The sequence below is a fragment of the Sphaerotilus sp. genome, assembly GCF_034519685.1.
Lineage (GTDB): Bacteria > Pseudomonadota > Gammaproteobacteria > Burkholderiales > Burkholderiaceae_C > Sphaerotilus.
Genome location: NZ_JAXHOF010000006.1, coordinates 2,016,466 through 2,041,564 on the forward strand (window position 1 = coordinate 2,016,466; position 25,099 = coordinate 2,041,564).

22 protein-coding genes and 1 pseudogene are annotated in these 25,099 nt (G+C 67.3%); 21 read left to right on the forward strand and 2 right to left on the reverse strand.

What is annotated here, in order from left to right:
• Position 1 precedes the first annotated feature (1 nt).
• A complete protein-coding gene (gene zapE / locus U5O44_RS20105; RefSeq protein ID WP_322590165.1) occupies positions 2-1,102 on the forward strand; it encodes a cell division protein ZapE in 1,101 nt (366 codons plus the stop codon).
• 19 nt (positions 1,103-1,121) lie between these two features.
• On the opposite strand, the gene U5O44_RS20110 is transcribed toward zapE, so the two are convergent.
• Positions 1,122-1,889: a PP2C family protein-serine/threonine phosphatase gene (locus tag U5O44_RS20110; RefSeq protein ID WP_322590166.1), complete on the reverse strand. Its 768-nt coding sequence runs from the start codon at positions 1,887-1,889 to the stop codon at positions 1,122-1,124.
• 48 nt (positions 1,890-1,937) lie between these two features.
• Here U5O44_RS20110 and U5O44_RS20115 point away from each other — a divergent pair, with 48 nt between their 5' ends.
• Positions 1,938-3,956, forward strand: coding sequence for a DNA repair helicase YoaA (locus U5O44_RS20115; protein ID WP_322590167.1), 2,019 nt, complete (start codon positions 1,938-1,940; stop codon positions 3,954-3,956).
• A 42-nt stretch (positions 3,957-3,998) separates the two neighbouring features.
• On the opposite strand, the gene U5O44_RS20120 is transcribed toward U5O44_RS20115, so the two are convergent.
• Positions 3,999-4,814: an outer membrane protein assembly factor BamD gene (locus U5O44_RS20120; RefSeq protein WP_322590540.1), complete on the reverse strand. Its 816-nt coding sequence runs from the start codon at positions 4,812-4,814 to the stop codon at positions 3,999-4,001.
• A gap of 57 nt (positions 4,815-4,871) precedes the next feature.
• Between U5O44_RS20120 and U5O44_RS20125 the strand changes: the two genes are divergently transcribed.
• The 19 genes and pseudogenes from U5O44_RS20125 to U5O44_RS20215 all read left to right on the forward strand — a co-directional run bounded on the left by U5O44_RS20125 (position 4,872) and on the right by U5O44_RS20215 (position 25,095).
• Positions 4,872-5,921 carry an RluA family pseudouridine synthase gene (locus U5O44_RS20125; RefSeq protein WP_322590168.1) on the forward strand — a complete coding sequence of 350 codons (1,050 nt, stop codon included), beginning with the start codon at positions 4,872-4,874 and terminating at the stop codon, positions 5,919-5,921.
• A gap of 229 nt (positions 5,922-6,150) precedes the next feature.
• Positions 6,151-6,654: pseudogene (gene scpB, locus U5O44_RS20130) on the forward strand (SMC-Scp complex subunit ScpB); the annotation flags it as partial.
• 94 nt (positions 6,655-6,748) lie between these two features.
• On the forward strand, positions 6,749-8,899 hold the full coding sequence (rluB, locus tag U5O44_RS20135) for a 23S rRNA pseudouridine(2605) synthase RluB (RefSeq protein WP_322590170.1): 2,151 nt from the start codon (positions 6,749-6,751) through the stop codon (positions 8,897-8,899).
• Positions 8,900-9,016: 117 nt separating this feature from the next.
• Complete coding sequence (gene ndk, locus U5O44_RS20140) at positions 9,017-9,442, forward strand: nucleoside-diphosphate kinase (protein ID WP_322590171.1); 426 nt, start codon at positions 9,017-9,019, stop codon at positions 9,440-9,442.
• A 37-nt stretch (positions 9,443-9,479) separates the two neighbouring features.
• Positions 9,480-10,646: a dual-specificity RNA methyltransferase RlmN gene (gene rlmN, locus U5O44_RS20145; protein WP_322590172.1), complete on the forward strand. Its 1,167-nt coding sequence runs from the start codon at positions 9,480-9,482 to the stop codon at positions 10,644-10,646.
• 16 nt (positions 10,647-10,662) lie between these two features.
• On the forward strand, positions 10,663-11,520 hold the full coding sequence (gene pilW, locus U5O44_RS20150) for a type IV pilus biogenesis/stability protein PilW (RefSeq protein ID WP_322590173.1): 858 nt from the start codon (positions 10,663-10,665) through the stop codon (positions 11,518-11,520).
• Positions 11,513-12,460, forward strand: coding sequence for a helix-turn-helix domain-containing protein (locus tag U5O44_RS20155; protein WP_322590174.1), 948 nt, complete (start codon positions 11,513-11,515; stop codon positions 12,458-12,460). The genes pilW and U5O44_RS20155 overlap by 8 nt, the downstream gene beginning before the upstream one ends.
• Before the next feature lie 32 nt (positions 12,461-12,492).
• A complete protein-coding gene (gene ispG / locus U5O44_RS20160) occupies positions 12,493-13,776 on the forward strand; it encodes a flavodoxin-dependent (E)-4-hydroxy-3-methylbut-2-enyl-diphosphate synthase (RefSeq protein WP_322590175.1) in 1,284 nt (427 codons plus the stop codon).
• Positions 13,777-13,793: 17 nt separating this feature from the next.
• Entirely contained in the window at positions 13,794-15,077 is a 1,284-nt protein-coding gene (gene hisS, locus U5O44_RS20165; protein WP_322590176.1) for a histidine--tRNA ligase, read from the forward strand.
• Between the two features lie 88 nt (positions 15,078-15,165).
• Positions 15,166-15,840, forward strand: a complete 675-nt coding sequence (locus tag U5O44_RS20170) for a YfgM family protein (protein ID WP_322590177.1) — start codon at positions 15,166-15,168, stop codon at positions 15,838-15,840.
• Positions 15,837-16,979 (forward strand): outer membrane protein assembly factor BamB, encoded by a 1,143-nt coding sequence (locus U5O44_RS20175; protein ID WP_322590178.1) that lies wholly within the window; start codon positions 15,837-15,839, stop codon positions 16,977-16,979. The genes U5O44_RS20170 and U5O44_RS20175 overlap by 4 nt, the downstream gene beginning before the upstream one ends.
• 67 nt (positions 16,980-17,046) lie before the next feature.
• Positions 17,047-18,390 carry a ribosome biogenesis GTPase Der gene (gene der, locus U5O44_RS20180; protein ID WP_322590179.1) on the forward strand — a complete coding sequence of 448 codons (1,344 nt, stop codon included), beginning with the start codon at positions 17,047-17,049 and terminating at the stop codon, positions 18,388-18,390.
• Between the two features lie 75 nt (positions 18,391-18,465).
• Positions 18,466-18,708 carry an RNA chaperone Hfq gene (gene hfq, locus U5O44_RS20185; RefSeq protein ID WP_293997999.1) on the forward strand — a complete coding sequence of 81 codons (243 nt, stop codon included), beginning with the start codon at positions 18,466-18,468 and terminating at the stop codon, positions 18,706-18,708.
• A 41-nt stretch (positions 18,709-18,749) separates the two neighbouring features.
• The gene (hflX, locus tag U5O44_RS20190) at positions 18,750-20,012 is read left to right on the forward strand and encodes a GTPase HflX (RefSeq protein ID WP_322590180.1); all 1,263 of its coding nucleotides are present in this window, start codon (positions 18,750-18,752) and stop codon (positions 20,010-20,012) included.
• Between the two features lie 20 nt (positions 20,013-20,032).
• Entirely contained in the window at positions 20,033-21,382 is a 1,350-nt protein-coding gene (hflK, locus tag U5O44_RS20195) for an FtsH protease activity modulator HflK (protein WP_322590181.1), read from the forward strand.
• 14 nt (positions 21,383-21,396) lie between these two features.
• Positions 21,397-22,275 carry a protease modulator HflC gene (hflC, locus tag U5O44_RS20200; RefSeq protein WP_322590182.1) on the forward strand — a complete coding sequence of 293 codons (879 nt, stop codon included), beginning with the start codon at positions 21,397-21,399 and terminating at the stop codon, positions 22,273-22,275.
• A complete protein-coding gene (locus U5O44_RS20205; RefSeq protein WP_322590183.1) occupies positions 22,276-22,464 on the forward strand; it encodes a DUF2065 domain-containing protein in 189 nt (62 codons plus the stop codon). It abuts the gene before it with no gap.
• Positions 22,465-22,533: 69 nt separating this feature from the next.
• The gene (locus U5O44_RS20210; RefSeq protein ID WP_322590184.1) at positions 22,534-23,697 is read left to right on the forward strand and encodes an ATP phosphoribosyltransferase regulatory subunit; all 1,164 of its coding nucleotides are present in this window, start codon (positions 22,534-22,536) and stop codon (positions 23,695-23,697) included.
• Between the two features lie 48 nt (positions 23,698-23,745).
• Entirely contained in the window at positions 23,746-25,095 is a 1,350-nt protein-coding gene (locus U5O44_RS20215; protein WP_322590185.1) for an adenylosuccinate synthase, read from the forward strand.
• Positions 25,096-25,099: the final 4 nt, after the last annotated feature.

Below are 25,099 nucleotides of genomic sequence, written 5' to 3' on the forward strand. Positions count from 1 at the left end.
CATGCCCACCGTCACCGAGCTCTACCACCAGACCCTCGCCGAGCGCGGCTACCAGGCCGACCCGGCCCAGCTGCGCGCCGTGGCCGCGCTGCAACGCTGCCAGGACGAGTGGATCGCCTACAAGTCGCGGCGCAGCAACGTGCTGACCAAGGCGTTGATCCGGCCGCCGCTGCCGCGCGGCGTCTACATGCACGGCGGGGTGGGGCGGGGCAAGAGCTTCCTGATGGACAGCTTCTTCCAGGCCGTGCCGCTGCAGCGCAAGACGCGGCTGCATTTCCACGAGTTCATGCGCGAAGTCCACCGCGAACTGCAGGAACTCAAGGGCATCGCCAACCCGCTGGATGAGTTGGGAAAACGCATCGGGCGGCGCTTCCGGCTGATCTGCTTCGACGAGTTCCACGTCGCCGACGTGACCGACGCGATGATTCTGCACCGGCTGCTGGACGCGATGTACGCCAACCGGGTGTCGATCATCACGACGTCCAACTTCCACCCGGACGAGCTGTACCCGAACGGGCTGCACCGCGACCGCATTCTGCCGGCCATCGAGCTGCTCAAGGCCAAGCTCGAAGTCATCAATGTGGACAACGGCACCGACTACCGGCGCCGCACGCTGCAGCATGTCCAGCTCTACCACACGCCGCTGGGCGCCCAGGCCGATGCGGCGATGACGCAGGCCTTCGACGAGCTGGCCGAGGTGAAGGATGAATCGCCCGAGCTGCGCATCGAGAACCGCGTCATCCAGGCGCGGCGCAAGGCGGGCGGGGTGGTCTGGTTCGATTTCAAGCAGCTCTGTGGCGGGCCGCGCTCGCAGAACGACTACCTGGAGCTGGCCACGCAGTTCCACACGCTGCTGCTGTCGGACGTGCCGATGATGCCGCCGCGGCTGGCGTCGGAGGCGCGGCGCTTCACCTGGCTGATCGACGTGCTCTACGACCGGCGCGTGAAGCTGATCATCTCGGCGGCGGTACCGCCGGAGCAGCTCTACACCGAAGGCCCGATGTCGCACGAGTTCCCGCGCACGGTCTCGCGCCTGACCGAGATGCAGTCCGAGGAGTTCCTGGCGCTGGAGCGGCGCGACGTGGACACGTCGCTGACCTGAGCCCCCGGCGGGGAGCGCTTCAGTCCAGCGTGTCGAGGCGCACGAGGGCGAGCGAGAGGTTGTCACCGCCGCCGCGGGCGCGCTGGCGGGCCTTGCTGATGAGCATCTTGCTGGCGTCGCGCGGCTTGAGCGCGTTGACGATGGTGCCCAGCTCGCGCGAGGTGAAGTAGTGCCACAGGCCGTCGCTGCACACCAGCAGCGAGTCGCCGACCTCCAGGTGGTCCATGCGTGCCACCGTGATCGGCGGATCCTCGTCGGCACCGAGGCAGCCGGTCAGCAGGTGGGCGTGCGGGTGGTCGTTGGCCTCTTCCTCGTCGATCTCGCCGTCCTCGACCATGCGCTGCACGAGCGAGTGGTCGAAGGTCCGTGTGAGCATGTTCGAGCCGCGGAACACGTACACCCGCGAGTCGCCTGCGTGGATGATGTGGCACTCGCGGTTGGGCAGCACGAGGAAGGCGGCGATCGTGCTGTGCGGCTCCTGCTCGGAGGTGATCGCGGTCAGCTTGATCATCAGGTGCGATTCGAGCACGATCTTGCGCAGCAGTTCGGACGCGGAGTCCTTGGCGGGCGCGAAGCGTTCGAAGAGCTGGCGGGCGATCAGCAGCACCTGGTCGGCGGCCTTGCGGCCTCCGCTCTTGCCGCCCATGCCATCGGCCAGCACGGCCAGCAGGCAACCTTCGGCGCGAGGGTGCGTGAAGACCTCCACCTGATCTTGTTGATACAGTCGATCACCGCGGTCGATGCCTGTGGCCGCCAATAATCGATATCCAGGGGAGTCCGGTGTCATGTCGAAAACTATAAACGGTTCACCTCCCTTTTCCGGGACGTGGTGCAAATGACAGCAGCAATACCGGCAATCCGCGCACGTTCTGCGTTGCGGCAGGAGGTCGCGCAGGCCTTTGCGGCGGATGGCGAGCTGGCGCAGGTCGACCCGCGGTTCCAGGCACGCGAGGTCCAGACGGCGCTGGCCGATGCGGTCGCCGAGGCGCTGGAGTCCCGCAGCGTGCTGGTGGCGGAAGCTGGCACGGGCGTCGGCAAGACGTTCGCTTATCTGGTCCCGCTGCTGCTGTCCGGGCTGCGTGCCATGGTCAGCACCGCGACGAAGAGCCTGCAGGACCAGCTGTTCCTGCGCGATCTGCCCAATCTGATGCGGACCTTCGGCCTGCCGGTGCAGATCGCGCTGCTCAAGGGCCGTGGTGCCTACCTGTGCCTGCACCGGCTGGAACAGGCCCGCCACACCAGCGAATGGCCCGACCGCAATGCCATGCGCCAGCTCGCGCGCATCGAGGTCTGGGCGCAGGGCACGCGCAGCGGCGACCTGGCCGAACTCGACAGCCTCGACGAGCGCTCGCCCGTGATCCCGCTGGTCACGTCGAACCGCGAGAACTGCCTGGGCAGCGAATGCCCGAAGTTCCGGCAATGCCATGTCGTGCAGGCGCGCCGACAGGCGCTGCAGGCCGACATCGTCGTCGTCAACCACCACCTGTTCTTCGCCGACATGGCGCTCAAGGACACCGGCATGGCCGAGCTGCTGCCGACGGTGGACGCCGTCGTCTTCGACGAGGCGCACCAGCTCAACGAGGCCGGCGTGCAGTTCCTCGGCAAGCTGCTCGGCACCAGCCAGCTGCTCGACTTCAGCCGTGACCTGCTGGCCGTCGGGCTGACCGAGGCGCGGGGTTTCGGGCCGTGGACGGAACTGGCGGCGCGGTGCGAACTGGCCGCGCGCGAGCTGCGGCTGGCGAGTGCCGGTTCGCTGCGGGGGGCGGTGCGGCTGCGCTGGGAAGAGCGTGCCGGCCGCCCCGAGTTCACCGAGGCACTGGAGCGCGTGCGGGCCGTGGGCGCGGAGGCGCTGGAGCATCTGGCGGCCGTGGCCAATGGCGGTCCCGATCTGGCCAAGCTGGAAGACCGGGCGCGTGCGCTGGTGTCCCGCGTCGAGGCCTTCCTGCAGGCGCCCGCGCATGACCATGTCCGCTGGATCGACCTGAGCGCCCACCAGGCCCGCCTGACCGAGGCGCCGCTGGACATCCGCGACACCTTGCGTGCGCAGGTCGAGGGCGGCAGCCGTGCCTGGATCTTCACGTCGGCGACGCTGGGCGATGACCCGGCACTGAGCTGGTTCACGCGCAGCGTCGGCATGGAGGAGGCGCGCACGCTGCAGGCCGGCAGTCCGTTCGACTATGCGGCGCATGCGCGGCTGTATGTGCCGACGCGCTTTCCGAAGCCGGCCGAGCCGTCGCATCCTGGCGCCGTGGCGGAACTGGCCAGTCGCTGTGCGCAGGCGCTGGGCGGGCGCACCTTCGTGCTGACGACCACCTTGCGCGCGCTGCAGCAGGTCGGCGCCGCCCTGCGCGAAGGCCTGACGCCGCAGGGCATCGCCGTCTTCGTGCAGGGCGAGTCGCCGAAGCGGGCCATGCTGGCGCAGTTCCTGGCCGCGCCGCGCGGGGTGCTAGTGGGCTCGCACAGCTTCTGGGAGGGGATCGACGTGCCGGGGGATGCGCTGCAGTGCGTGCTGATCGACAAGCTGCCGTTCCCGCCGCCCAACGATCCGCTGGCAGAGGCCCGCAGCCGGCAGATCGAGGCGGAAGGGGGCAACGCCTTCAACGACTACTTCATCCCCGAGACGGCCATTGCGCTGAAGCAGGGCGCCGGCCGGCTGATCCGCAGCGAGTCGGACCGCGGTCTGCTGGTCGTCTGCGACAGCCGGCTGGTGCAGATGGGCTATGGACGCCGGTTGCGGGCTGCCTTGCCTCCCATGACCCCGCTGGCAAGCGAGCAGCAGGCGATGGACTGGCTCCGGGAGCTGGCGATGGCCCATGGGCCGGTGCCCGGGGGCGGTGCGGCGGTGCCGGTGTAGCGTTCCGGCAGGCCGTTCGTCAGCCGAATCGCCGGGCGTCGATCACCACAGCCGCCACCAGCGGGCTTTTTCGTCGTAGTCGCGGCCGATCCACTGGCTGCGCGGATAGTTGGTCTTCAGCACGCGCTGCGCATCGTCGCGCAGCGGCACCAGACCGAGCTTGTCGTAGCTGGCGGCCATCAGGAACAGCGCTTCCTCGGCAGCCGGCACGCCGCGGAAGTCCTGCAGGGCCTGCTGGGCGCGGTTCGCGGCGGCCAGATAGGCGCCGCGCATGTAGTAGTAGCGCGCCACATGCACCTCGTAGGAAGCCAGTGCATTGACGATGTACTTCATGCGCACCCGGGCATCGGGCGCGTATTTCGAGTCGGGGTAGCGGTCGACCAGCTGCTTGAAGCTCTGGTAGGCATCGCGCGAGGCCTGCTGGTCTCGCTCGGAGAGATCCTGCTTGGCCAGGCTGCCGAAGAGGCCGAGGTCGTCGTTGAAGTTGATCAGGCCTTGCAGATACAAGGCATAGTCGCCAGCGGGGCTGGTCGGGTGCAGCTTCAGGAAGCGTTCGACCACGGCCAGTGCGCGGGCCTTTTCCTGCTGCTTGTAGAGCAGATAGGCCTGTTCGAGCTGGGCCTGCTGCGACAGCAGGGTGCCTGCGGCCCGGCCTTCGATGCGCTCGTAGAGCTTGATGGCACGGTCGTTGGCGCCGTTGGCCGACTCTTCGCGGGCCTCTTCGTACAATTTGGCAATGCTCTTGCCGTCGTCGACGTTCTTGGGCTCCGACGCGCAGCCGCCCAGTTGACAGGCCACGGCCACCCCGAGCACGAGGGAGGCAAGGCGCAGAGCCGGTGTCGGGCAGGGCTTGAACATGGTGGTCATGGGCCGGACCCGCAGGTCGGGCCAGATTGGATACAGAGCGTGAATTATATGAACGGGCCTCAGGGCCAGCATGAAGCTTCGGAACTTGCCGAGGACATCGATGGCATCGACGAGGCCGAGGACATCGGGGGAGTCGGTCCGGATGGCGGAACACCTTCGCCGGCCGAGGTCGAATGTCGACGCGCGGAGGTCGACCGGGCTGCGCATGGCACGCGCCTGGACAAGTGGCTGGTCGGCCTGGCGCCCGAGTTTTCGCGCAGCCACCTGCAGCAACTGATCGAGGCCGGCCATGTCCGCAGTGCGGGGCAGGTGCTGAGCAGTGCTTCGCGCAAGGTCGGGGCCGGGCAGATCATCGAGGTGTCCCTGCAGCCGACGGCGCAGAGCAGCGCCTTCCGCGCTGAGCCGGTGCCGATCGACATCGTGTTCGAGGACGCCGCCCTGATCGTCGTCCACAAGCCGGCAGGTCTGGTGGTCCATCCGGCCGCAGGAAACTGGTCTGGCACTTTGCTCAATGGCCTGCTGGCCCACCATCCGGGCGCGGCCTCTCTGGCCAGGGCGGGCATCGTCCACCGCCTGGACAAGGACACCTCGGGCCTGATGGTGGTCGCCAAGACCCAGCTGGCCCAGACGGCGCTGACCCGGGCAATCGCGGCGCATGAAGTCCAGCGCGAGTATCTGGCGTTGGTGCACGGCGTGGTCGATGCGGAGCCGTTCACCATCGAGGCGCCGATCGGACGCGACCCAGTCTCCCGCATCCGCATGGCCGTCGTGACCAGCGGCAAGCCGGCCCGTACCGATGTGAGTTGTCTGGCGGTGCGGGATTTTGGCCCCTCGCCCCAGGCCGGGCGCGTGAGCGCCGTGCGCTGCAGGCTGCACACCGGCCGTACGCACCAGATCCGCGTACACCTGTCCCGGCGCGGACACCCCTTGCTGGGAGACGGCGTGTACGGCGGCAAGGTGGCGCTGGGTGTGACCCGGCAGGCGCTGCACGCCACCCACCTCGGGCTGACGCATCCGGTCACCGGCGAGCGCTTGTCGTTCGATCGGGCCTTGCCCGAAGATCTCGCGGCAGCCTGGAAGCAGGTCCTGAAGGGGTGATGCTGTGGGGTTTGGCGTGCGGGCGCGTGCTGGACCATTCGACACGCTACAATGGCGCCCAATCCGGATGGAACGCGCCCCGCGCCTGCTTCCTGCCTGCGGCCTCTGCCAGTCCCGACCTTGCCTGGTCCGGCAAGCTCCCCAAACCCGACAGCGCTCTGCTCCAGACGGCCCGCCCGCCGCGGCCGGCTGGCATGAAGCGCCAAGGTAGTCGACACCTGACGAATCCATGAATACACGGGATGCCAAACGCGTCCTCGAGACCGCACTCATCTGTGCGCACCAGCCCTTGCCGGTGCGTGAACTGCGCCAGCTGTTCGATGGCGCGGTGGGTGCAGACAGTGTGCGCATGCTGCTCGACGAGCTGGCGCGGGACTGGCAGGGGCGTGGGGTCGAACTGGTGTGCGTGGCGAGTGGCTGGCGGTTCCAGAGTCGGCCCGAGATGCAGGTCCATCTGGACCGTCTGTACCCGGACAAGCCGGTCCGCTATTCACGCGCCACGATGGAGACCCTGTCCATCGTGGCGTACCGACAGCCCGTCACCCGTGGTGACATCGAAGACATCCGTGGCGTGACGGTCAGCACGCAGATCGTCCGGCAGCTCGAAGAGCGTGGCTGGATCGAGGTGATCGGGCACCGCGAGGGGCCCGGGCGTCCGGCTTTGTACGCGACGACCCGACAATTTCTGGACGATCTGGGATTGAAATCCCTGGATCAACTGCCATCCCTGGAGGCGATCGGGTCTGACCTGGTCGCCAACACCTACCCTGTGCCCTCGGGACCCGATGGCGCACCGTCATCTCTCCCTGAGGCCTGAGGCCGAACGCATGAACGAACATCAAGAATCCGCTGATCAGACTGGCGCCGACGCCGCTGCAGAGACTCCTCCCGAGGCCCCGAAGAAGCGCCGTGCGCCCCGCAAGGCGGCCTCGGACGCCGTGGCAGTGGACATGGGCACGACCGAGGCAGCGCCCGAAGCGGTACCTGTCGCCAAGAAGCCACGTGCGCCCCGCAAGTCGGTGGCTGCCGTCGTGCCTGTCGAGCCTGTGGGCGAGGTGGTGGCCCAGGATCTGGTGCCGGCGGTGGTCGATGCTGCTGATGTTGCGGTGCCGGCCACGCGCCCTGCGCGGGCATCGCGCAGCCGGAAGAAGGATGTGGCCGCCGAGCCGGTGGTCGCGCAGGACACCGCTTCGACGGAGGTCGCTCCGAGCGTGGCGCCGGCCCCTGAACCGGCCGTTGAAGCGGTGGTGGTGGCGCCGGTGGCGGCCGAGTCGGTCCCGGACGCTGCACCGGACGCTGCACAGGAAGCGGGCGCTGTGGCGCCGGTGGGTGAAGACGCTGGTGGCCGCCGCCGTGACCGCGACCGCCAGCGCCGCAAGGAGCGCCGTGGTCCGCGCGAAGAAGGCGCGGCGTCGCCGTCTGGCGTGCTGGCCGCAGCGGCTGGGGCGCCCGCCTCCGATGGCGAGGAAGAGTTCGAGGTCATCGTGGTCAGCGGGGGCGACGATGAGCCCGTGGATGCCAGCACGCTGTTCGCCGAGGTGATCTCGGGTGATTACGACGCAGAGGTCGCTCCCGATGCCGACGATGTCCTGGCTGACCCGGGCAAGCGCGTGCTGCGTCCCGAGCCGGAGGCGCCCAAGCTGCACAAGGTGCTGGCCCAGGCCGGCATCGGCTCGCGCCGCGAGATGGAGCAGCTGATCCAGGACGGGCAGGTGTCCGTCAACGGCGAAGCGGCCCACATCGGCATGCGCATCGCCCAGGGCGACCAGATCCGCATCGCGGGTCGTCCGATCAAGGTGCGCATTGCGCCGCCGCCGGCCCGTGTGCTGGCCTACCACAAGGAAGTCGGCGAAGTCGTCACGCACCACGACCCCGAAGGCCGCCCGACCGTGTTCCGCCGCCTGCCGCGCCTGCACACCGGCAAGTGGCTGTCCGTGGGCCGCCTGGACATCAACACCGAAGGCCTGCTGCTGTTCACCAACTCGGGTGACCTGGCCAACCAGCTGATGCACCCGCGGTTTGGCGTGGAGCGCGAATATGCCGTGCGGGTGCTGGGCTCGCTCGCCACCGAGCAGCGGGCGCGACTGCTGGACGGCGTGGACATCGAAGGCCAGAAAGCCGCGTTCAAGTCGATCGAGGACGGTGGGGGCGAGGGCGTCAACCGCTGGTACCGCGTCGTCATCACCGAAGGCCGCAACCGCGAAGTGCGCAAGCTCTTCGACAAGGTCGGTCTGGCGGTGAGCCGGCTGATCCGGATCCGCTATGGCACCGTGGTGCTGCCGCGTGGCCTGAAGCGCGGGGCGTGGGTGGAACTGGATGACCAGGACGTGCGCACCATCCGCACGCTGGCCAGTCCGGACCAGCTGCCGCAGCGTGCCGCGCCGAGCGAGAGCCCGCGTGGTGCCAGGCCCGCCAAGGGCCGTGGTCAGGACCGTGGACAGGACCGCGGGCAGCAGGACCGCCCGGATCGCGGCGGCGAGCCGCGTGGTGCCGACCGTGGCGGGCGTGCTGGCGAGCCGCGCATGGAGCGCGATGCCCAGGCGCCGCGTGGCAAGGGTGCACAGCATGGGGGCGACCGGGGTGACCGCGGAGATCGCCAGGGTGCACGCCCGGGCGGATCCTCCGCCGGCGCGCCGCAGGGCGGGCAGAACAACCGTCCGCCGCGTGGCCCGCGGTCGGATGGCCCGCAGGGCGGTGGCCGTCCTCCGCGCCAGGAGGGAGACGATCCGCTGCACATCCCGAACCCGCTGGAGCAGACCTTCGACAAGCGCTTCGTGTCCGGCTCCAAGCGCATCACGACCGGCTTTGGTCGTCCGACCGAAGAGCCGACGCCCGGTGGCAATGCTGGCGGCAACCGCAAGGGCGAGCCGCGCCAGCCGGATCCGATGCAGACCTCGGTGGGCTACATTGGCGCCGAGGCCTACTTCACCCGTCCGGGCGGCAGCAACAACAAGGGCCGCGGTGGCCGTCGGCGCTGAAAACCCGCCACGCTTCAACGCTAGAATGCCGGATTTTCCCCGGTTTCGGCCCATATCTGACCGATTTCACCGATTTCTCGGATTCTGTCCACCCCTATCCCACAAGGAATTGTTTCCATGGCCATCGAACGCACCCTGTCCATCATCAAGCCTGACGCCGTCGCCAAGAACGTCATCGGCCAGATCTACGCCCGCTTCGAAGGCGCTGGCCTGAAGATCGCCTCTGCCAAGCTGGTGCAGCTGTCGCGTGCCGACGCTGAAGCGTTCTACGGCGTCCACAAGGAACGCAAGTTCTTCAACGACCTGGTCAGCTTCATGATCTCCGGCCCGGTGATGGTGCAGTGCCTGGAAGGCGAAAACGCCATCCTGAAGAACCGCGAACTGATGGGTGCCACGAACCCGAAGGACGCTGCCCCCGGCACCATCCGCGCCGACTTCGCCGACTCGATCGACGCCAACGCCGTGCACGGCTCCGACGCTGCCGAGACGGCCGCCGTCGAGATCGCGTTCTTCTTCCCCGGCATGAACGTCTACAGCCGCTGATCGGCGACTGAACGGCGATTGCAACCACGCTGACGACATGACCACCGACGCTGCGCCCCAGGCCGTCAACCTGCTCGACTTCGATCTCGACGGGCTGGCCGCGCATTGCGAGCGCCTGGGCGAGAAGCGCTTCCGCGCCGTCCAGCTGTTCCGGTGGATCCACCAGCGTGGTGCGCGCGACTTCGACCAGATGAGTGATCTGGCCAAGTCGCTGCGCGCAAAACTGGCCGGCTGCGCGGAGATCCGCCCGCTGCCGGTCCTCTCCGAACACCGCTCCGCGGACGGCACGGTCAAGTGGCTGTTCGACGTGGGCGCCGGCAATGCGGTCGAGAGCGTGTTCATCCCCGAGGATGACCGCGGCACGCTGTGCATCTCGTCGCAGGCCGGCTGTGCGGTGGGTTGCCGCTTCTGCTCGACCGGGCACCAGGGCTTCTCCCGCAACCTGAGCACCGGCGAGATCCTCGCCCAGCTCTGGTATGCCGAACACACGCTGCGCCGCGACCTGAGTCGTCCAGCGGGCGAGCGCGTGATCACCAACGTCGTGATGATGGGCATGGGCGAGCCGCTGCAGAACTACGGCGCGCTCGTGCCGGCGCTGCGCGTGATGCTCGATGACCACGGCTACGGCCTGTCGCGCCGGCGCGTGACGGTCTCGACCTCCGGCGTCGTGCCGTTCATGGACCGGTTGCGCGACGACCTGCCGGTGGCGCTGGCGGTGTCGCTGCACGCGCCCGAGGACACGCTGCGCAACGAACTCGTGCCGCTGAACCGCAAGTACCCGCTGGCCGAGCTGCTGGCGGCGTGCAAGCGCTACCTGGACACGGCGCCGCGCGACTTCATCACGTTCGAGTACTGCATGCTCGACGGCGTCAACGACAGCGACGATCAGGCGAGGGCGCTGCTGGCGCTGGTCGGGCCGAAGGGTCCGGTCGGGCGACTGCCCTGCAAGTTCAACCTCATCCCGTTCAATCCTTTCCCGGCTTCGGGCCTGAAGCGCTCGGACAATGCCCGCGTGCAGGCGTTTGCCAAGGTGCTGATCGAAGGCGGGCTGGTCACCACGGTGCGCAAGACACGCGGAGACGACATCGATGCCGCCTGCGGCCAGCTCGCGGGCGAGGTGCAGGACCGCACCCGTGTGCAGGAGCGCATGGTGCGCGCGCCGATCCGTGTGGTGCGCGCGGTTCCGTTGGCGGCGGCAGAGTGAGCCCGGCCAGATGACGATGCCCCTGCTGCTCGCTGTGCTGGCCGCTGCTGCGCTGGCCGGCTGTGTGTCCGGTCCGGCTCTGCCGGTGCCCATGGGCGAGTCCAGTCCCACCAGTCTCGGCGGACCGCGATCCAGCGGGTCGTCGGGCGTGAATGTCGCGGGTCGACGCGATCTGGTGACGGCGTCCGACGAATCCGACCTGGCCAGGCGTGCCCGCATCCGCACCGAGCTGGCGGCCGCCTATTTCAGCCAGGGCCAGTACGTGACGGCGCTGGACGAGGTCAAGCGGGCCTTGTCGGTCGACCCGAACCATGTGCCCGCGCTGAACCTGCGCGGGCTGGTGTACGCCAACATGGGGGAATATCCCCTGGCTGAAGAGAGCTTTCGCTCTGCCCTGAAGGTGCAGCCGGCGGATGCCGACACGCTGCACAACTTCGGCTGGTTCCTCTGCCAGCAGCGCCGCTTTCCGCTGGCGCGCCAGCAGTTCGAGGCCGCGATGGCGGTGCCGCAGTACCGGGACGCTGCCCGCACGCTGCTGGCGGCCGGGATCTGCGAAGCCCGCGCGGGTGAATTGCAGGCGGCCCAGATCATCCTGCAGCGCAGTTTCGACCTTGATGCCAGCAATCCGGCCACCGTGTTCAATCTGGCCGACGTCATGCGTCGCCGCGGAGAGCTTGAACGCGCATTCCTGTATGTCCAGCGGCTCCAGCAGTCCCCCGAGCTGGTGAGTCCGGAGACCCTCTGGCTGGCGATTCGCATCCAGCACCGGCGCAATCTGACCGGCTCCGTGGAAGAATTGGGGTCCACGCTGCGTGCAAGATTCCCGAAATCGCGTGAGGCAGCGGCCTACGAGCAAGGACAGTTTGATGAGTGATGTGACACCGCCGCCTGCAGGTTCTCCCTCTGCCGGTGCCTTGCTGCGCGCTGCGCGGCAGGCACGCGGGCTTGAGATCGATGCGCTGGCCCAGGTCCTGAAGGTGCCCGAGCGCAAGCTGGTGTCGCTGGAAGCCGATCGCCATGACGAGTTGCCGGGTCTGTCGTTCGTGCGCAGTCTGGCGCAGTCCTACGCGCGGCAGGTCGGCCTGGACGCTGCGCAAGTGCTGGCCATGCTGCCCAGCGCGGGTCCGCCGCCGCAGCAGCAGCTGGAAAACGTCTCGCGTGGTCTGCAGACCCCTTACCGCGAAGGGGCTGGCAGCAACCCGTTCGGCCGCAGCGGAGCCGGGCTGCCGGAGTGGTTGAAGCCTGCCTACCTGGTGCCGGCGGTGGTGCTGCTGGCCGCGCTGGCGTTCTGGTTTGCGCCGCCGATGCAGACCATGTTCGGTGCGATCGGCTGGCCCGCGTCGGACACCGACCTGGCTGGCACCTCGACGACGAGCGAAGTGCTCCCGGTCGCTGCATCTCCGTCTGGCGCCAGTGCTGCGGGCGTGCCGGGTGTGCTGGTGTCGGCGCCCACAGCTGTCGTGCCCGTTTCTGCGGCGTCTGTCCCATCGGTGCCTGTCGTGCCGGCAGTGTCCGAGACCGTGCATTCGACCCCGCCCGAGCCGGCGCCCACCGAGGCCAGTGCCCCCCCGTCTGTCTCCGGCGTGGTGGTCGTGCGCACCACGGGCGAGTCGTGGATCGAGGTCCGTGATGCGGCCGGCGCGGTGCTGCTGTCGCGCACCGTGCTGCCGGGCGAGGTGGTCGGTCTGGACGGACCGTTGCCGATGCGCCTGAAAGCCGGCATTGCCAGCGTGACGCAGGTGAGCCTGCGCGGAGAGCCGTTCAGCCTGGCGCCATTCACCCGCGGCAATGTCGCCACGGCCATCATCAAGTGATCCAGCGATCAAGCGATCAAGCGAGTCTGACCATGCCTGCTCCTCTGTCGACCCCCGATCAAGCGATTCCGCTGGGTGAACCCGCTGCGCGCCGCAGCCTGCAGGCCCGTGTGGTCTGGGGTGACCGTGTCGTGACGGTCGGCGGCAATGCGCCGGTGCGCGTGCAGTCGATGACGAACACCGACACGGTGGACGTGATCGGCACCGCGATCCAGGTCAAGGAGCTGGCGCTGGCGGGCTCGGAGATGGTGCGCATCACCGTCAACACGCCCGAAGCGGCCGAGGCCGTGCCGCATATCCGCGAGCAGCTCGACCGGATGCAGATCGACGTGCCGCTGGTGGGCGACTTCCACTACAACGGCCACCGCCTGCTGACCGAGTACCCGGCCATGGCACAGGCGCTCTCCAAGTACCGCATCAACCCCGGCAATGTCGGCAAGGGCGACAAGCGCGACCGCCAGTTCGGGATGATGGTCGAGGCGGCGGTGCGCCACGACAAGGCCGTGCGCATCGGCGTGAACTGGGGCAGCCTGGACCAGGAACTGCTCGCCAGCCTGATGGACACCAACGCCCGCCGCGCCCAGCCGTGGGAGGGCCGCCAGGTGATGTACGAGGCGCTGATCCAGTCGGCGCTCGACTCGGCGGCCTACGCGGTCGAGCTTGGCCTGCGGCGCGAGCAGGTCATCATCAGCTGCAAGGTCAGCGGCGTGCAGGATCTGGTGGCCGTCTACCGCGAGCTGTCGAAACGCTGTGACCATGCGCTCCACCTGGGCCTGACCGAAGCCGGCATGGGCACCAAGGGAACGGTGGCCTCGGCGACCGCGCTGGGCATCCTGCTGCAGCAGGGCATCGGTGACACCATCCGCGTCAGCCTGACCCCCGCGCCCGGCGAGGCGCGCACGCAGGAGGTGACAGTGGCGATGGAGATCCTGCAGTCGCTGGGCCTGCGCACCTTCGTGCCGAGCGTGACGGCGTGCCCGGGCTGTGGCCGCACGACGAGCACGACGTTCCAGGAGCTGACGCAGCAGATCGACCACTTCCTGCGCGCGCAGATGCCGGTCTGGCGCGCGAAATACCCGGGCGTCGAGGGGATGAAGGTGGCCGTGATGGGCTGCATCGTCAACGGCCCCGGCGAGAGCAAGCACGCCGACATCGGCATCAGCCTGCCCGGCACGGGTGAGGCGCCGGCCGCCCCGGTCTACATCGACGGCGAGAAGGCCATGACGCTGCGCGGCGAGGGCATCGCCAGCGAGTTCCAGGCCGTGGTCGAGCAGTACATCGAGCGCCGCTTTGGCCAGAAGATGGCCGTTTCCTGAACTCCTGAATTTTCCTGATGAGCGAAAAGCTACAAGCCGTCAAAGGCATGAACGACCTGCTGCCGCCGGACTCGGCGCGGTGGGAGTGGTTCGAAGACTGCGTGCGTGCGCTGATGCGCCGCTATGGCTACGCCAACATCCGCACCCCGATCGTCGAGCCGACGCCGCTGTTCGTGCGCGGCCTCGGCGAGGTGACGGACATCGTCGAGAAGGAGATGTATTCCTTTGAAGACAAGATGAACGGCGATCTGCTCACCTTGCGCCCGGAAGGGACCGCGGGCGTCGTGCGTGCGGTGGTGCAGCACAACCTGCTGTACGAAGGCCCGAAGCGGCTGTTCTACATCGGCCCGATGTTCCGCCACGAGCGTCCGCAGAAAGGGCGCTACCGCCAGTTCCACCAGGTCGGTGTCGAGGCGCTCGGCTTCGCGGGGCCGGACGTCGATGCCGAGGTGATCCTGATGGCGCGCAGCCTGTGGCGTGATCTGGGCCTGACCGACGTGCGGCTGGAGATCAACAGCCTCGGCCAGCCCGACGAGCGCAAGGCGCACCGTGCGGCGCTGGTCGCCCACTTCGAGGCCCACGCCGACGTGCTGGACGAGGAAGCCAAGCGCCGCCTGCACAGCAACCCGCTGCGCATCCTCGACACCAAGAACCCGGCGATGCAGGCGGTGGTCGAAGCGGCGCCGAAGCTGATGGACTTCCTCGGCGAGGCCTCGCTGAAGCACTTCGACGCGGTGCGCGCGGTGCTGGACGCGGTGGGCCAGCCCTACCGCATCAACCCGCGCCTCGTGCGCGGCATGGACTACTACAACCTGACCGTGTTCGAGTGGGTCACCGACCGCCTCGGCGCACAGGGCACGGTCTGCGGCGGCGGGCGTTACGACGGCCTGATCGAGCAGATCGGCGGCAAGCCGGCGCCGGCGGTCGGCTGGGGGCTGGGCATCGAACGGGTGCTGGCGCTGCTGGAGGACAGTGGGGCGAAGGTGCCGGTGCAGGTGCCCGACGCCTACGCCGTGGTGCCTGACGCGGCTGCGCTCGCTCCGGCGACCGTCACGGCCGAGGCGCTGCGTGCGCGGGGCCTGAAGGTCGTGCTGCATGCGGGCGGCAAGGACGGCCTTGGCAGCATGAAATCCCAGTTCAAGAAGGCCGATGCCAGCGGTGCCCGCTACGCGCTGGTGTTCGGCGGTGACGAACTGGCGCAGGGCATGGTGGCCGTCAAGCCGCTGCGCGAAGGCGGTCGCGGCCAGTCGCTGCGCCCGCTGGCCGATGTGGCGGGCTGGTCGGCCGAGATCGCCGACTGATTCGATCCGGCCGATCAGGTCCGGCTCGGCTGCGACCCGCATAATCCTTTCCTCCACGGTTACACCTCCGACCTACGGCACCACGCGCATGGCATCCCATCTCGACCTCGAAGAACAGGAACAGCTTGACCAGCTCAAGCATTTCTGGGCCAAGTTCGGCAACCTGATCACCTGGGTGCTGCTGATCGTGCTGACGGCCTACGCCGGCTGGAACGGCTGGCAGTACTGGCAGCGCGACCAGGCCGCCAAGGCCGGCGGCATCTACGACGAGCTGGAGCGTTCCGCCCAGGCCGGTGACGCCGACAAGGTGACCAAGGTGTGGGCTGACCTGCAGAGTCGCTATCCCGCGACGGCGTTCGCGGAGCAGGGCGGTCTGCTGGCGGCCCGTGTCCAGTTCGACAAGGGCCAGGCCGACGCCGCCCGCGGCACGCTGGAATGGGTCGCGGCCAACGCCAAGGAAGACGAATACCGCGCATTGGCCCGGCTGCGGCTGGCGGGTGTGCATCTGGAGGCCAAGCGCTTCGACGAGGCACTGAAGCTGGTGTCCACCGACGTGCCTGACACGCTGGTGGCGCTGGCCGAAGACCGGCGGGGTGACATCCTGCAGGCGCAGGCCAAGCCCGCCGAGGCGGTGGCGGCCTACCAGAAGGCCTGGAAGGCGCTGGGCAAGGAGGTCGACTACCGCCGCCTGGTCGAGGCCAAGCTGGTGGCGCTGGGTGCGGCGCCGCTGGCAGAAGGCGCCGCCTCGGGGGCCGTGCAATGACCCGGCCGAGGGCAGCGTTCGCCCGCATGACCGGTCTGCGCTGGATGGCCCTGGCGGCGGCACTGGTGCTGGGGGCCTGCTCGTCGGTCGAGAAGCCCAAGCCGACCCCGCTTGAGCCGCTGTCGGGCCGCATTGCCGGCAAGCAGGTCTGGCGCGCCAGCGTCGGCAAGCCCATGCCCGGCATGGCCGTGGCGGTGCTGGGCGACCGTTTCCTGCTGGCCAGTGCCGATGGCCGCCTGACGAGTCTGGACATCGGCACGGGCGCCGTCCGGTCGCAGGTCTCGGTCGGGGCGGCGCTGTCGGCGGGTGTGGGCAGCGATGGCCGTCATGCGGCGGTCGTGACCCAGAACAATGAACTGGTGGTGCTCGACGGCCAGCGCGAGATCTGGCGGACCCGCCTGAACTCGCGCATCGTCACCGCGCCGCTGGTGGCGGGCGAGCGTGTGTTCGTCCAGGCGGTAGACCGCAGCGTGCTGGCGTTCGACGTGTTCGACGGTCGGCGTCTGTGGACCGTCGGGCGCTCGGGCGAGGCCCTGTCGCTGGCCCAGCCGGGTGTCCTCATGGCCTACCGCAACACGCTGCTGGTGGGCATGGGCCCGCGCCTGCTGGCGCTGGATCCGCTGACCGGTGCCTTGCGTGCCGACACCACGATCGGCTCGCCCCGCGGCACGAACGAGGTCGAGCGGCTGGCGGATCTCGTCGGACCGGCGGCACGCAGCGGCGAAGTGGTCTGCGCACGCGCATTCCAGGTGGCCGTGACCTGTCTCAATGCCGAGCGCAATGCGGTGCTCTGGAGCCGTGCCCAAGGCGGTTTCGAAGGCCTGGCGATCGACACCGAGTTTGTCGCCGGCGCGGATGCCACCGACCGCATCAGCGTCTGGCGCCGCACCAGTGGCGACGTGGCCTGGACCTCGGACCGCCTGCGCTACCGGGGCCTGACCGCACCGCTGTCGGTCGGCTCGACGCTGGTGTTCGGTGACAGCGAAGGCCTGCTGCATGTGTTCTCGAACGACCGCGGCGACCCGCTGCTGCGCCTGTCCACCGACGGCAGTGCCATCGTCGCGCCGCTGGTGCGCTCCGGGCTGACCGTGCTGGCCGTGACCCGCTCCGGCAACGCATTCGCGTTTCGTCCGGAGTGAGGCCGCTGCTGTGCCCGCCAGCCCGGCCTCTGACCTCCCCTCAACTGCTACAGATCGGAACTGACCCATGAAACCCGTGATTGCCCTCGTCGGACGTCCCAACGTCGGCAAGTCCACGCTGTTCAATCGCCTCACCGGACGCCGCGACGCGATCGTGGCCGACTACGCTGGACTGACACGCGACCGCCACTACGGTGATGGTGCGCTGGCTGGCCATGAATTCATCGTCATCGACACCGGCGGCTTCGAGCCGGACTGCACCGCGGGCATCTTCCAGGAAATGGCCAAGCAGGCCCGTCAGGCCGTGGCCGAGGCGGATGCCGTCATCTTCGTGGTGGATGTGCGCGCAGGCCTGTCGGCGCAGGACCACGACATTGCCCGTTTCCTGCGGACCTCCGGCAAGCGTGTGCTGCTGGCGGCCAACAAGGCCGAGGGCATGAAGGACGGCCCGCAGCTGGCCGAGTTCCACGAGCTGGGGATTGGCGAGCCGCTGGCGGTGTCCTCTGCGCACGGGCATGGCGTGCGCAGCCTGATCGAGCTGGCGCTGGAGGGCCTAGAACCGGAAACCGAAGACGAGGACGACCGCCTGCCCGAAGAGGAGCGTCCCACCCGTCTGGCGGTCTGTGGCCGGCCGAACGTCGGCAAGTCGACGCTGATCAACACCTGGCTGGGTGAGGAGCGCCTGGTGGCCTTCGACCTGCCCGGAACGACCCGGGACGCCATCGAGGTGCCCTTCGAGCGCAATGGTCGCCGCTACAAGCTCATCGACACGGCCGGTCTGCGCCGCAAGGGCAAGGTGTTCGAGTCGATCGAGAAGTTTTCGGTCGTCAAGACACTGCAGGCCATCGGCGACGCCAATGTCGTGCTGCTGCTGATCGACGCGACGGAAGGCGTATCGGACCAGGATGCGCACATCGCCGGCTACATCCTCGATGCCGGGCGCGCCGTGGTCATCGCCATCAACAAGTGGGATGCGATCGACGAGTACCAGCGCCAGACGCTGCAGCGCTCGATCGAGCAGCGGCTGGCCTTCCTGAAGTTCGCGCCGGTCCTGCACATTTCGGCCAAGCGCCGGCAGGGGCTGGGACCGCTGTGGAATGCCATCGACGAGTCCTGGGCCTCCGCCAAGCGCAAGCTGCCCACGCCGGTGCTCACGCGCCTGCTGCAGGAGGCGGTGGACTTCCAGCAACCCAAGCGGGCCGGGATTTCCCGTCCCAAACTGCGTTATGCCCACCAAGGTGGGCAGAACCCGCCGTTGATCGTGATCCATGGCAATGCCGTGGAGCACATCACCGACGTGTACAAACGCTATCTGGAGAGCCGTTTTCGCGAGCATTTCAAGCTCGTGGGCACTCCGTTGCGTATCGAGTTGCGCGCCTCGCGCAATCCCTTCACGGAAAAGGATTCCTGATCCGCCGGATCGTGGTCCTGCACGTGTGATAACGTGCGGGCCTTCTTGAACTCCATTTCCAACACGGAGAATATCGTGAGCAACAAAGGGCAACTGCTACAAGACCCCTTCCTCAACCTGCTGCGCAAGGAGCATGTGCCGGTGTCGATTTACCTCGTCAACGGCATCAAGCTGCAGGGCCACATCGAGTCTTTTGATCAGTATGTGGTTCTCCTGCGCAACACCGTCACCCAGATGGTCTACAAGCACGCGATCTCGACTGTCGTGCCGGGCCGACCGGTGAACTTCCACGCTGCTGAAGCGCCGGAAGCCAACTGACCGCCTGCAGCGGCCAGCCAGACACGTCGACTCGAAGCATCTTGACTGCAACGGACCCATCCCCACTCCCACGCGCTGTTCTGGTCGGGGTTGATTTCGGCGCAGGCGCCGCCTTCGATGCGTCGCTGGATGAACTGGCTCTGCTGGCACAGTCAGCAGGCGATGATCCGGTTGCCCGGATCATCGCCCGACGCCGTGCCCCCGACGCCGCGCTGTTTGTCGGATCGGGCAAGGCTGACGAGATCAAGCTGATCGTGGCCGAACACGGTGCGCAATGTGTCATCTTCGACCAGGCACTGGGCCCGGCGCAGCAGCGCAATCTGGAGCGACACCTGGGCGTCGAAGTGCTCGACCGCACAGCGCTCATCCTTGAAATTTTCGCAGCGCGTGCCCGCAGCCATGAAGGCAAGCTTCAGGTCGAACTGGCACGTCTGCAGTATCTCTCCACACGACTCGTGCGCCGGTGGTCGCATCTGGAGCGCCAGCGCGGCGGCGTCGGCCTGCGGGGCGGTCCGGGTGAAACCCAGATCGAACTGGACAAGCGCATGATCGTGGTGCGCATCAAGGCGGTCAAGGAGCGGCTGGACAAGGTCAAGCGCCAGCGTGGCACGCAGCGCAAGGCCCGCGAGCGTCAAGGCACGTTCCGTGTTTCGCTGGTGGGCTACACCAACGCAGGCAAGAGCACGCTGTTCAACGCGCTGGTCAAGGCGCAGACCTATGCCGCCGATCAGCTCTTCGCCACGCTGGACACCACCACGCGCCAGATGTACCTCGAAGACGCGCAGCGCAGTGTCTCGCTGTCGGACACGGTGGGCTTCATCCGGGCGCTGCCGCACACGCTGGTGGATGCTTTCCAGGCGACACTCCAGGAAGCCATCGACGCCGATCTGCTGCTGCATGTGGTTGACGCAGCCAGTCCGTTCTGGCTGGAGCAGATCCGGGAGGTGCAGCGTGTCCTGCACGAGATTGGTGCCGGTGAAGTGCCGCAGGTGCTGGTGTTCAACAAGCTGGATGCCATGGACGCTGCGCAGCGGCCCCGTGTCCTGGGCGATGCCTACGAGCTGGAGCCGGGACTGGTGGTGCCGCGCTGGTTCGTCAGTGCCCGCTCGGGTGAAGGACTCGCGTCCGTGCGGCACCTGATCGCGCAAGCTGCATTGAACCAGGAGCGACTCGGCGTGTCACAGCGTCCGGATCCGCGCTTCGATCCTGACCGTGGTGAAGTCTCGCCTGTCGAGGTGGATGCCGAGTCGGATGACATGACGCCAGAGTGGGTCGATTCCCTGCACACGTCGTCTTCGACGTGATGCGTGTTGTAATTTCGGACATGAACAAGACGAATCCGATGGATGCTTACACGCCTGTTCGGGCCCCGTGGGGAGCCGTGGCTGGATCAGCCCTGAATCTGGTCTCTGGTGCTGTCAGGGCGCTGTCCCTGCAGTTGCGCGGAACCAGGAGCCACTTGGCTGGCGTCGACCTGATGGCCAACTCAGGGCGCAACGACGGTCCACCCGACCTGGATGAACTCTGGCGCGATTTCAACCAGAAACTCGGCGGCCTGTTTGGTGGCAAGACACCTGCAGGGCGTGATGGCGGTGGACAGCCGCCAGCCGGCGGACGCCCGGATCCGACGCCAGACGGGCGTCTCTTCGGGTTGGGCGGAGGGCTGGTGCTCGGTGTGGCTGCACTGCTGTGGCTGGGCAGCGGGTTTTTCATCGTGCAGGAAGGCCAGCAGGCGGTCATCCTGACGTTCGGAAAATTCAGTCGCACGGTGGATGCCGGCATCCAGTACCGTTGGCCGGGTCCGTTCCAGTCGCACGACACCGTCAACGTCACACAGATCCGGTCGACCGAGGTAGGGCGCGCTGCAGTCGTGCAAGCGACGGGTCTGCGAGATTCGTCGATGCTCACGCAGGACGAGAACATCGTCGACATCCGCTTCACGGTGCAATGGCGTCTGAAGCAGGCCAAGGATTTCCTTTTCGAGAACCGCAACGTGGAAGAGGCGGTTCTGCAGGCCGCTGAATCGGCGGTGCGCGAGATCGTCGGTCGCAGCACGATGGATTCCGTGCTGTACGAGCAGCGCGACGCCATTGCGGTAGATCTGGTCAAGTCGATCCAGACCCAGCTCGACCGTCTCAAGGCTGGCATCCTGGTCGTCAACGTCAATGTCCAGAGTGTCCAGGCACCCGAGCAGGTGCAGGCGGCGTTCGACGATGCATTCAAGGCCGGGGCCGATCGGGAACGCCTGAAGAACGAAGGGCAGGCCTACGCCAACGACATCATTCCGAAGGCCCGCGGTACCGCCGCTCGGCTTGCGGAGGAGGCTGAAGGCTACCAGGCCCGTGTCATCGCGCAGGCGGAAGGTGACGGTGAGCGCTTCCGCAGCGTCCTGGCCGAATACCAGAAGGCGCCAGGCGTGACCCGTGATCGGATGTACATCGACACCATGTCCCAGCTCTACGCCAATGTCAGCAAGGTGATGGTCGATTCCCGCAGTGGCAGCAATCTGCTGTATCTGCCGCTCGACAAGTTGATGCAGCAGGCTGGCACGGCGCCTGCCGCGGCGGCTTCGGGCGTGCTGCCGGGCTCATCAAGTGCTGATGGTGCATCGGGCAGCAGTGTGGACGTGCGTTCACGCGATGGGCAACGCGGCCGCGACCGCGACGTGCGTTGAGCAGGGGAATTCAGATGAACCGAATCGGACTAATCGCGGTCAGCGCAGTGATGGCGCTGCTCGTCACCATGTCGACGCTGTTTGTGGTCGACCAGCGCAATTTTGCTGTCGTGTATGCCCTTGGAGAGATCAAGGAAGTCATCGCCGAGCCAGGGTTGAAGTTCAAGCTGCCGCCGCCGCTGCAGAACGTGATCTTCATCGACCGCCGGACACAGACGCTCGACAGCCCCGAGACCCGTCCGGTGTTCACCGCCGAGAAGCAAAGCCTGGTCATTGACTGGCTGGTCAAATGGCGCATCACCGAGCCGCGACAGTTCATCCGCAATACCGGTGTCGATCTGCGCAATGCGGAGGTTCGACTCTCCCCGATCGTGCAAGCCGCCCTGAACGAGGAAGTCACCAAGCGGACGGTGCGCGCCATGCTCTCGACGGAGCGGGACAAGGTCATGCAGGGCGTGATGCAGCGCATGGCCGACGATGCCAAGAACATGGGCATCGAGATCGTGGATGTGCGCATCAAGCGCGTCGACTTTGCGTCCACCATCACCGAGTCGGTCTATCGCCGCATGGAGTCCGAGCGCAAGCGGGTGGCCAACGAGCTGCGGTCCGAGGGCGCTGCAGAGGGCGAGAAGATCCGCGCCGATGCAGACCGCCAGCGCGAGGTGATTCTGGCGGAGGCCTACCGCGATGCGCAGAAGATCAAGGGTGAAGGCGATGCCAAGGCCTCGGCGCTGTACGCGGAAGCCTTCGGACGGGATCCCCAGTTCGCGCAGTTTTACCGCAGCCTGGAGGCGTACCGCGCGAGTTTCCGCAGCAAGAGCGACGTGCTTGTGCTGGATCCGTCGAGCGAGTTCTTTCGGGTGATGCGCAACGGCAGTGTCGGTGGCAAGTAAGTGACAGTGGAGACACTGCTGTCGGCGCTCGCGCTGGTGCTGGTGATCGAGGGTCTCATGCCCCTGCTGGGCCCGGCGCAGTGGCGCAAGTTCTTTGCGCAGGTGCTGGCCTTGGGTGACGGACAAATCCGGTTCATCGGGCTGACCAGCGTGCTCGCGGGGGTGTTGCTGTTGCTGCTCATCGGCTGAGCTGGCTTCGTTCCATTCGATCCGGTTGATTCGCCCGGTAGAATCTTCGTTTTGATTTCCTGACCTGCTATGTCTTCTGCTTGGCTCTTGCCCGAGCACATTGCCGATGTGTTGCCCCATGAGGCTCGGCGAATCGAGGAGTTGCGGCGCATCCTGCTGGATGCGGCGCGTGGTTATGGCTATGAGCTGGTCATGCCTCCGCTGCTCGAACACCTGGAGTCGCTGCTGAGCGGCACCGGGCGTGCGCTGGATCTGCGCACGTTCAAGCTGGTCGACCAGCTGGGTGGGCGCACGCTGGGTGTGCGCGCAGACACCACACCTCAAGTGGCGCGCATCGACGCCCATCTGCTCAACCGGGCCGGACTGACGCGCCTGTGCTACTGCGGCCCAGTGCTGCATACCTTGCCGGCCGGTCCGGACAGTACCCGTGAGCCGCTGCAGTTTGGCGCAGAAATCTATGGGCATGCTGGCCTCGAAGCCGATCTGGAGGTGCATGAGCTGGCGCTCGAATGCCTGGGGCGTGCCCATGTCGATGCGCTGGTGATGGACCTGGCCGATGCCCGCATCGTGCAGGGTGCGCTGGCGGGCGTGACGCTCACGCCGGCCCAGCGGGAAGCTCTGCAGGCGGCGCTTGCGGCCAAGGACCAGGCGGAGCTGCACGCCCTGACCGCAGGGCTTCCATCTGACAACCGGGACGCACTGCGACTGCTGCCAGCGCTCTATGGTGGCGACGAGGTCTTGGCGCTGGCACGTGCTCGCCTGCCGAACAATGCATCGATCACCGCCGCACTGGACGATCTCCAGTGGCTGGCCACCCACCTGCGCCGCGACTTTCCGGCGCTGAAGCTTGGTTTCGACCTGGCTGATCTGTCCGGCTATGCCTACTACACCGGCACCCGCTTTGCGGTCTACCGTGCTGGCGGGGCGGAGGCGCTGGTGCGCGGTGGGCGCTATGACGACGTGGGGGCGATTTTTGGCCGTCGGCGTGCAGCCGTCGGATTCAGCCTCGATCTGAAGTCCGTTGTCGGGCATGTCCGCTTCGATGGTCGCCATGCCGTGATTCGCGCCGCCTGGAGCGAAGACACGGCACTGCGGGCGGCCGTGCGCCGTTTGCGCGACGCCGGCGAGGCGGTGGTTTGTGTGTTGCCCGGGCATGAGCACGAGGCAGACGAGTTCGAGTGCGACCGGGAACTGGTCGCCGTCAACGGGCAGTGGGTGGTGTGCGCGCGCTGAGCGCCACTGCCATTGGCCGGACCCTTTCCTTTCGATCGGATACTTGAGATGGATACACGCAGTGCTGCGTCTGCAGAAGTTCGTGGGCGCAATGTCGTCGTTGTCGGGACGCAATGGGGTGACGAGGGCAAGGGCAAGGTCGTGGACTGGCTGACCGACCATGCCGCTGGTGTCGTGCGGTTCCAGGGGGGCCACAACGCGGGCCACACGCTGGTGATCAATGGTGTGAAGACTGCGCTGCAGCTGATCCCCTCCGGCATCATGCGAGAGGGTGTTGCCTGCTACATCGGCAATGGTGTCGTGGTCGATCCGGCCCACCTGCTGCTGGAAATCGGCCGACTGGAGGCAGCAGGTCTGGACGTGCGCTCGCGCCTGTTCATCAGCGAATCCTGTCCGCTGATCCTTCCGTTCCATGTCGCAGTCGACAAGGCGCGCGAAGCGCTGCGCGAAACCAGTGGTGCAGGCAAGATCGGCACGACAGGCAAGGGCATCGGTCCGGCCTATGAAGACAAGGTCGCGCGCCGGGCGCTGCGTGTCCAGGATCTGAAGCATCCGGAGCGCTTCGCCCGGAAGCTGCGAGAGCTGCTGGCACTGCACAATGTGGCGCTGGCTGGCTACCTGAACGGTGAGGCGCTCGAATTCCAGCCGATCTTCGACCACGCCATGGAGATGGCCGAGCAGCTCAAGCCGATGATGGCGGACGTGGGTGTGCGCATCGACGCAGCCAACCGCGCAGGTGGCAGCATCCTGTTCGAAGGCGCGCAGGGCACGCTGCTCGACATCGACCATGGCACCTACCCCTACGTCACCTCCAGCAACTGCGTGGCGGGCAACGCAGCGGCAGGCTCTGGCGTGGGGCCACAGTTGCTGCATTACATGCTCGGCATCACCAAGGCATACACCACGCGTGTCGGATCGGGTCCGTTTCCGACCGAACTGCCGATGGACGAGCCAGGGACTGTTGGCTACCACCTCTCGACCGTGGGGCAGGAGCGTGGAACGGTCACCGGTCGTCCGCGCCGCTGCGGCTGGCTGGATGGTGCGGCGCTCAAGCGGGCCATGCTCATCAACGGCATCACCGGGCTGTGCATGACCAAGCTGGATGTGCTCGACGGTCTGGACGAGATCCGCATGTGTGTCGGCTACGAACTGCACGGTGAGCGTGTGGACATTCTGCCGCTGGATGCCGACGAGATCGTCAACTGCCAGCCGGTCTACGAGGTTTTCCCCGGCTGGACCGAACAGACCTTTGGTGTCACGCGCTGGGAGGCGCTGCCGCTCAATGCGCAGCGCTATCTTGAGCGCGTCCAGGAGTTCATCGCGACGCCGATCGCCATGGTCTCCACTGGTCCGGACCGCGACCACACCATCCTGCTCCGTCACCCCTACAAGGACTGAATGT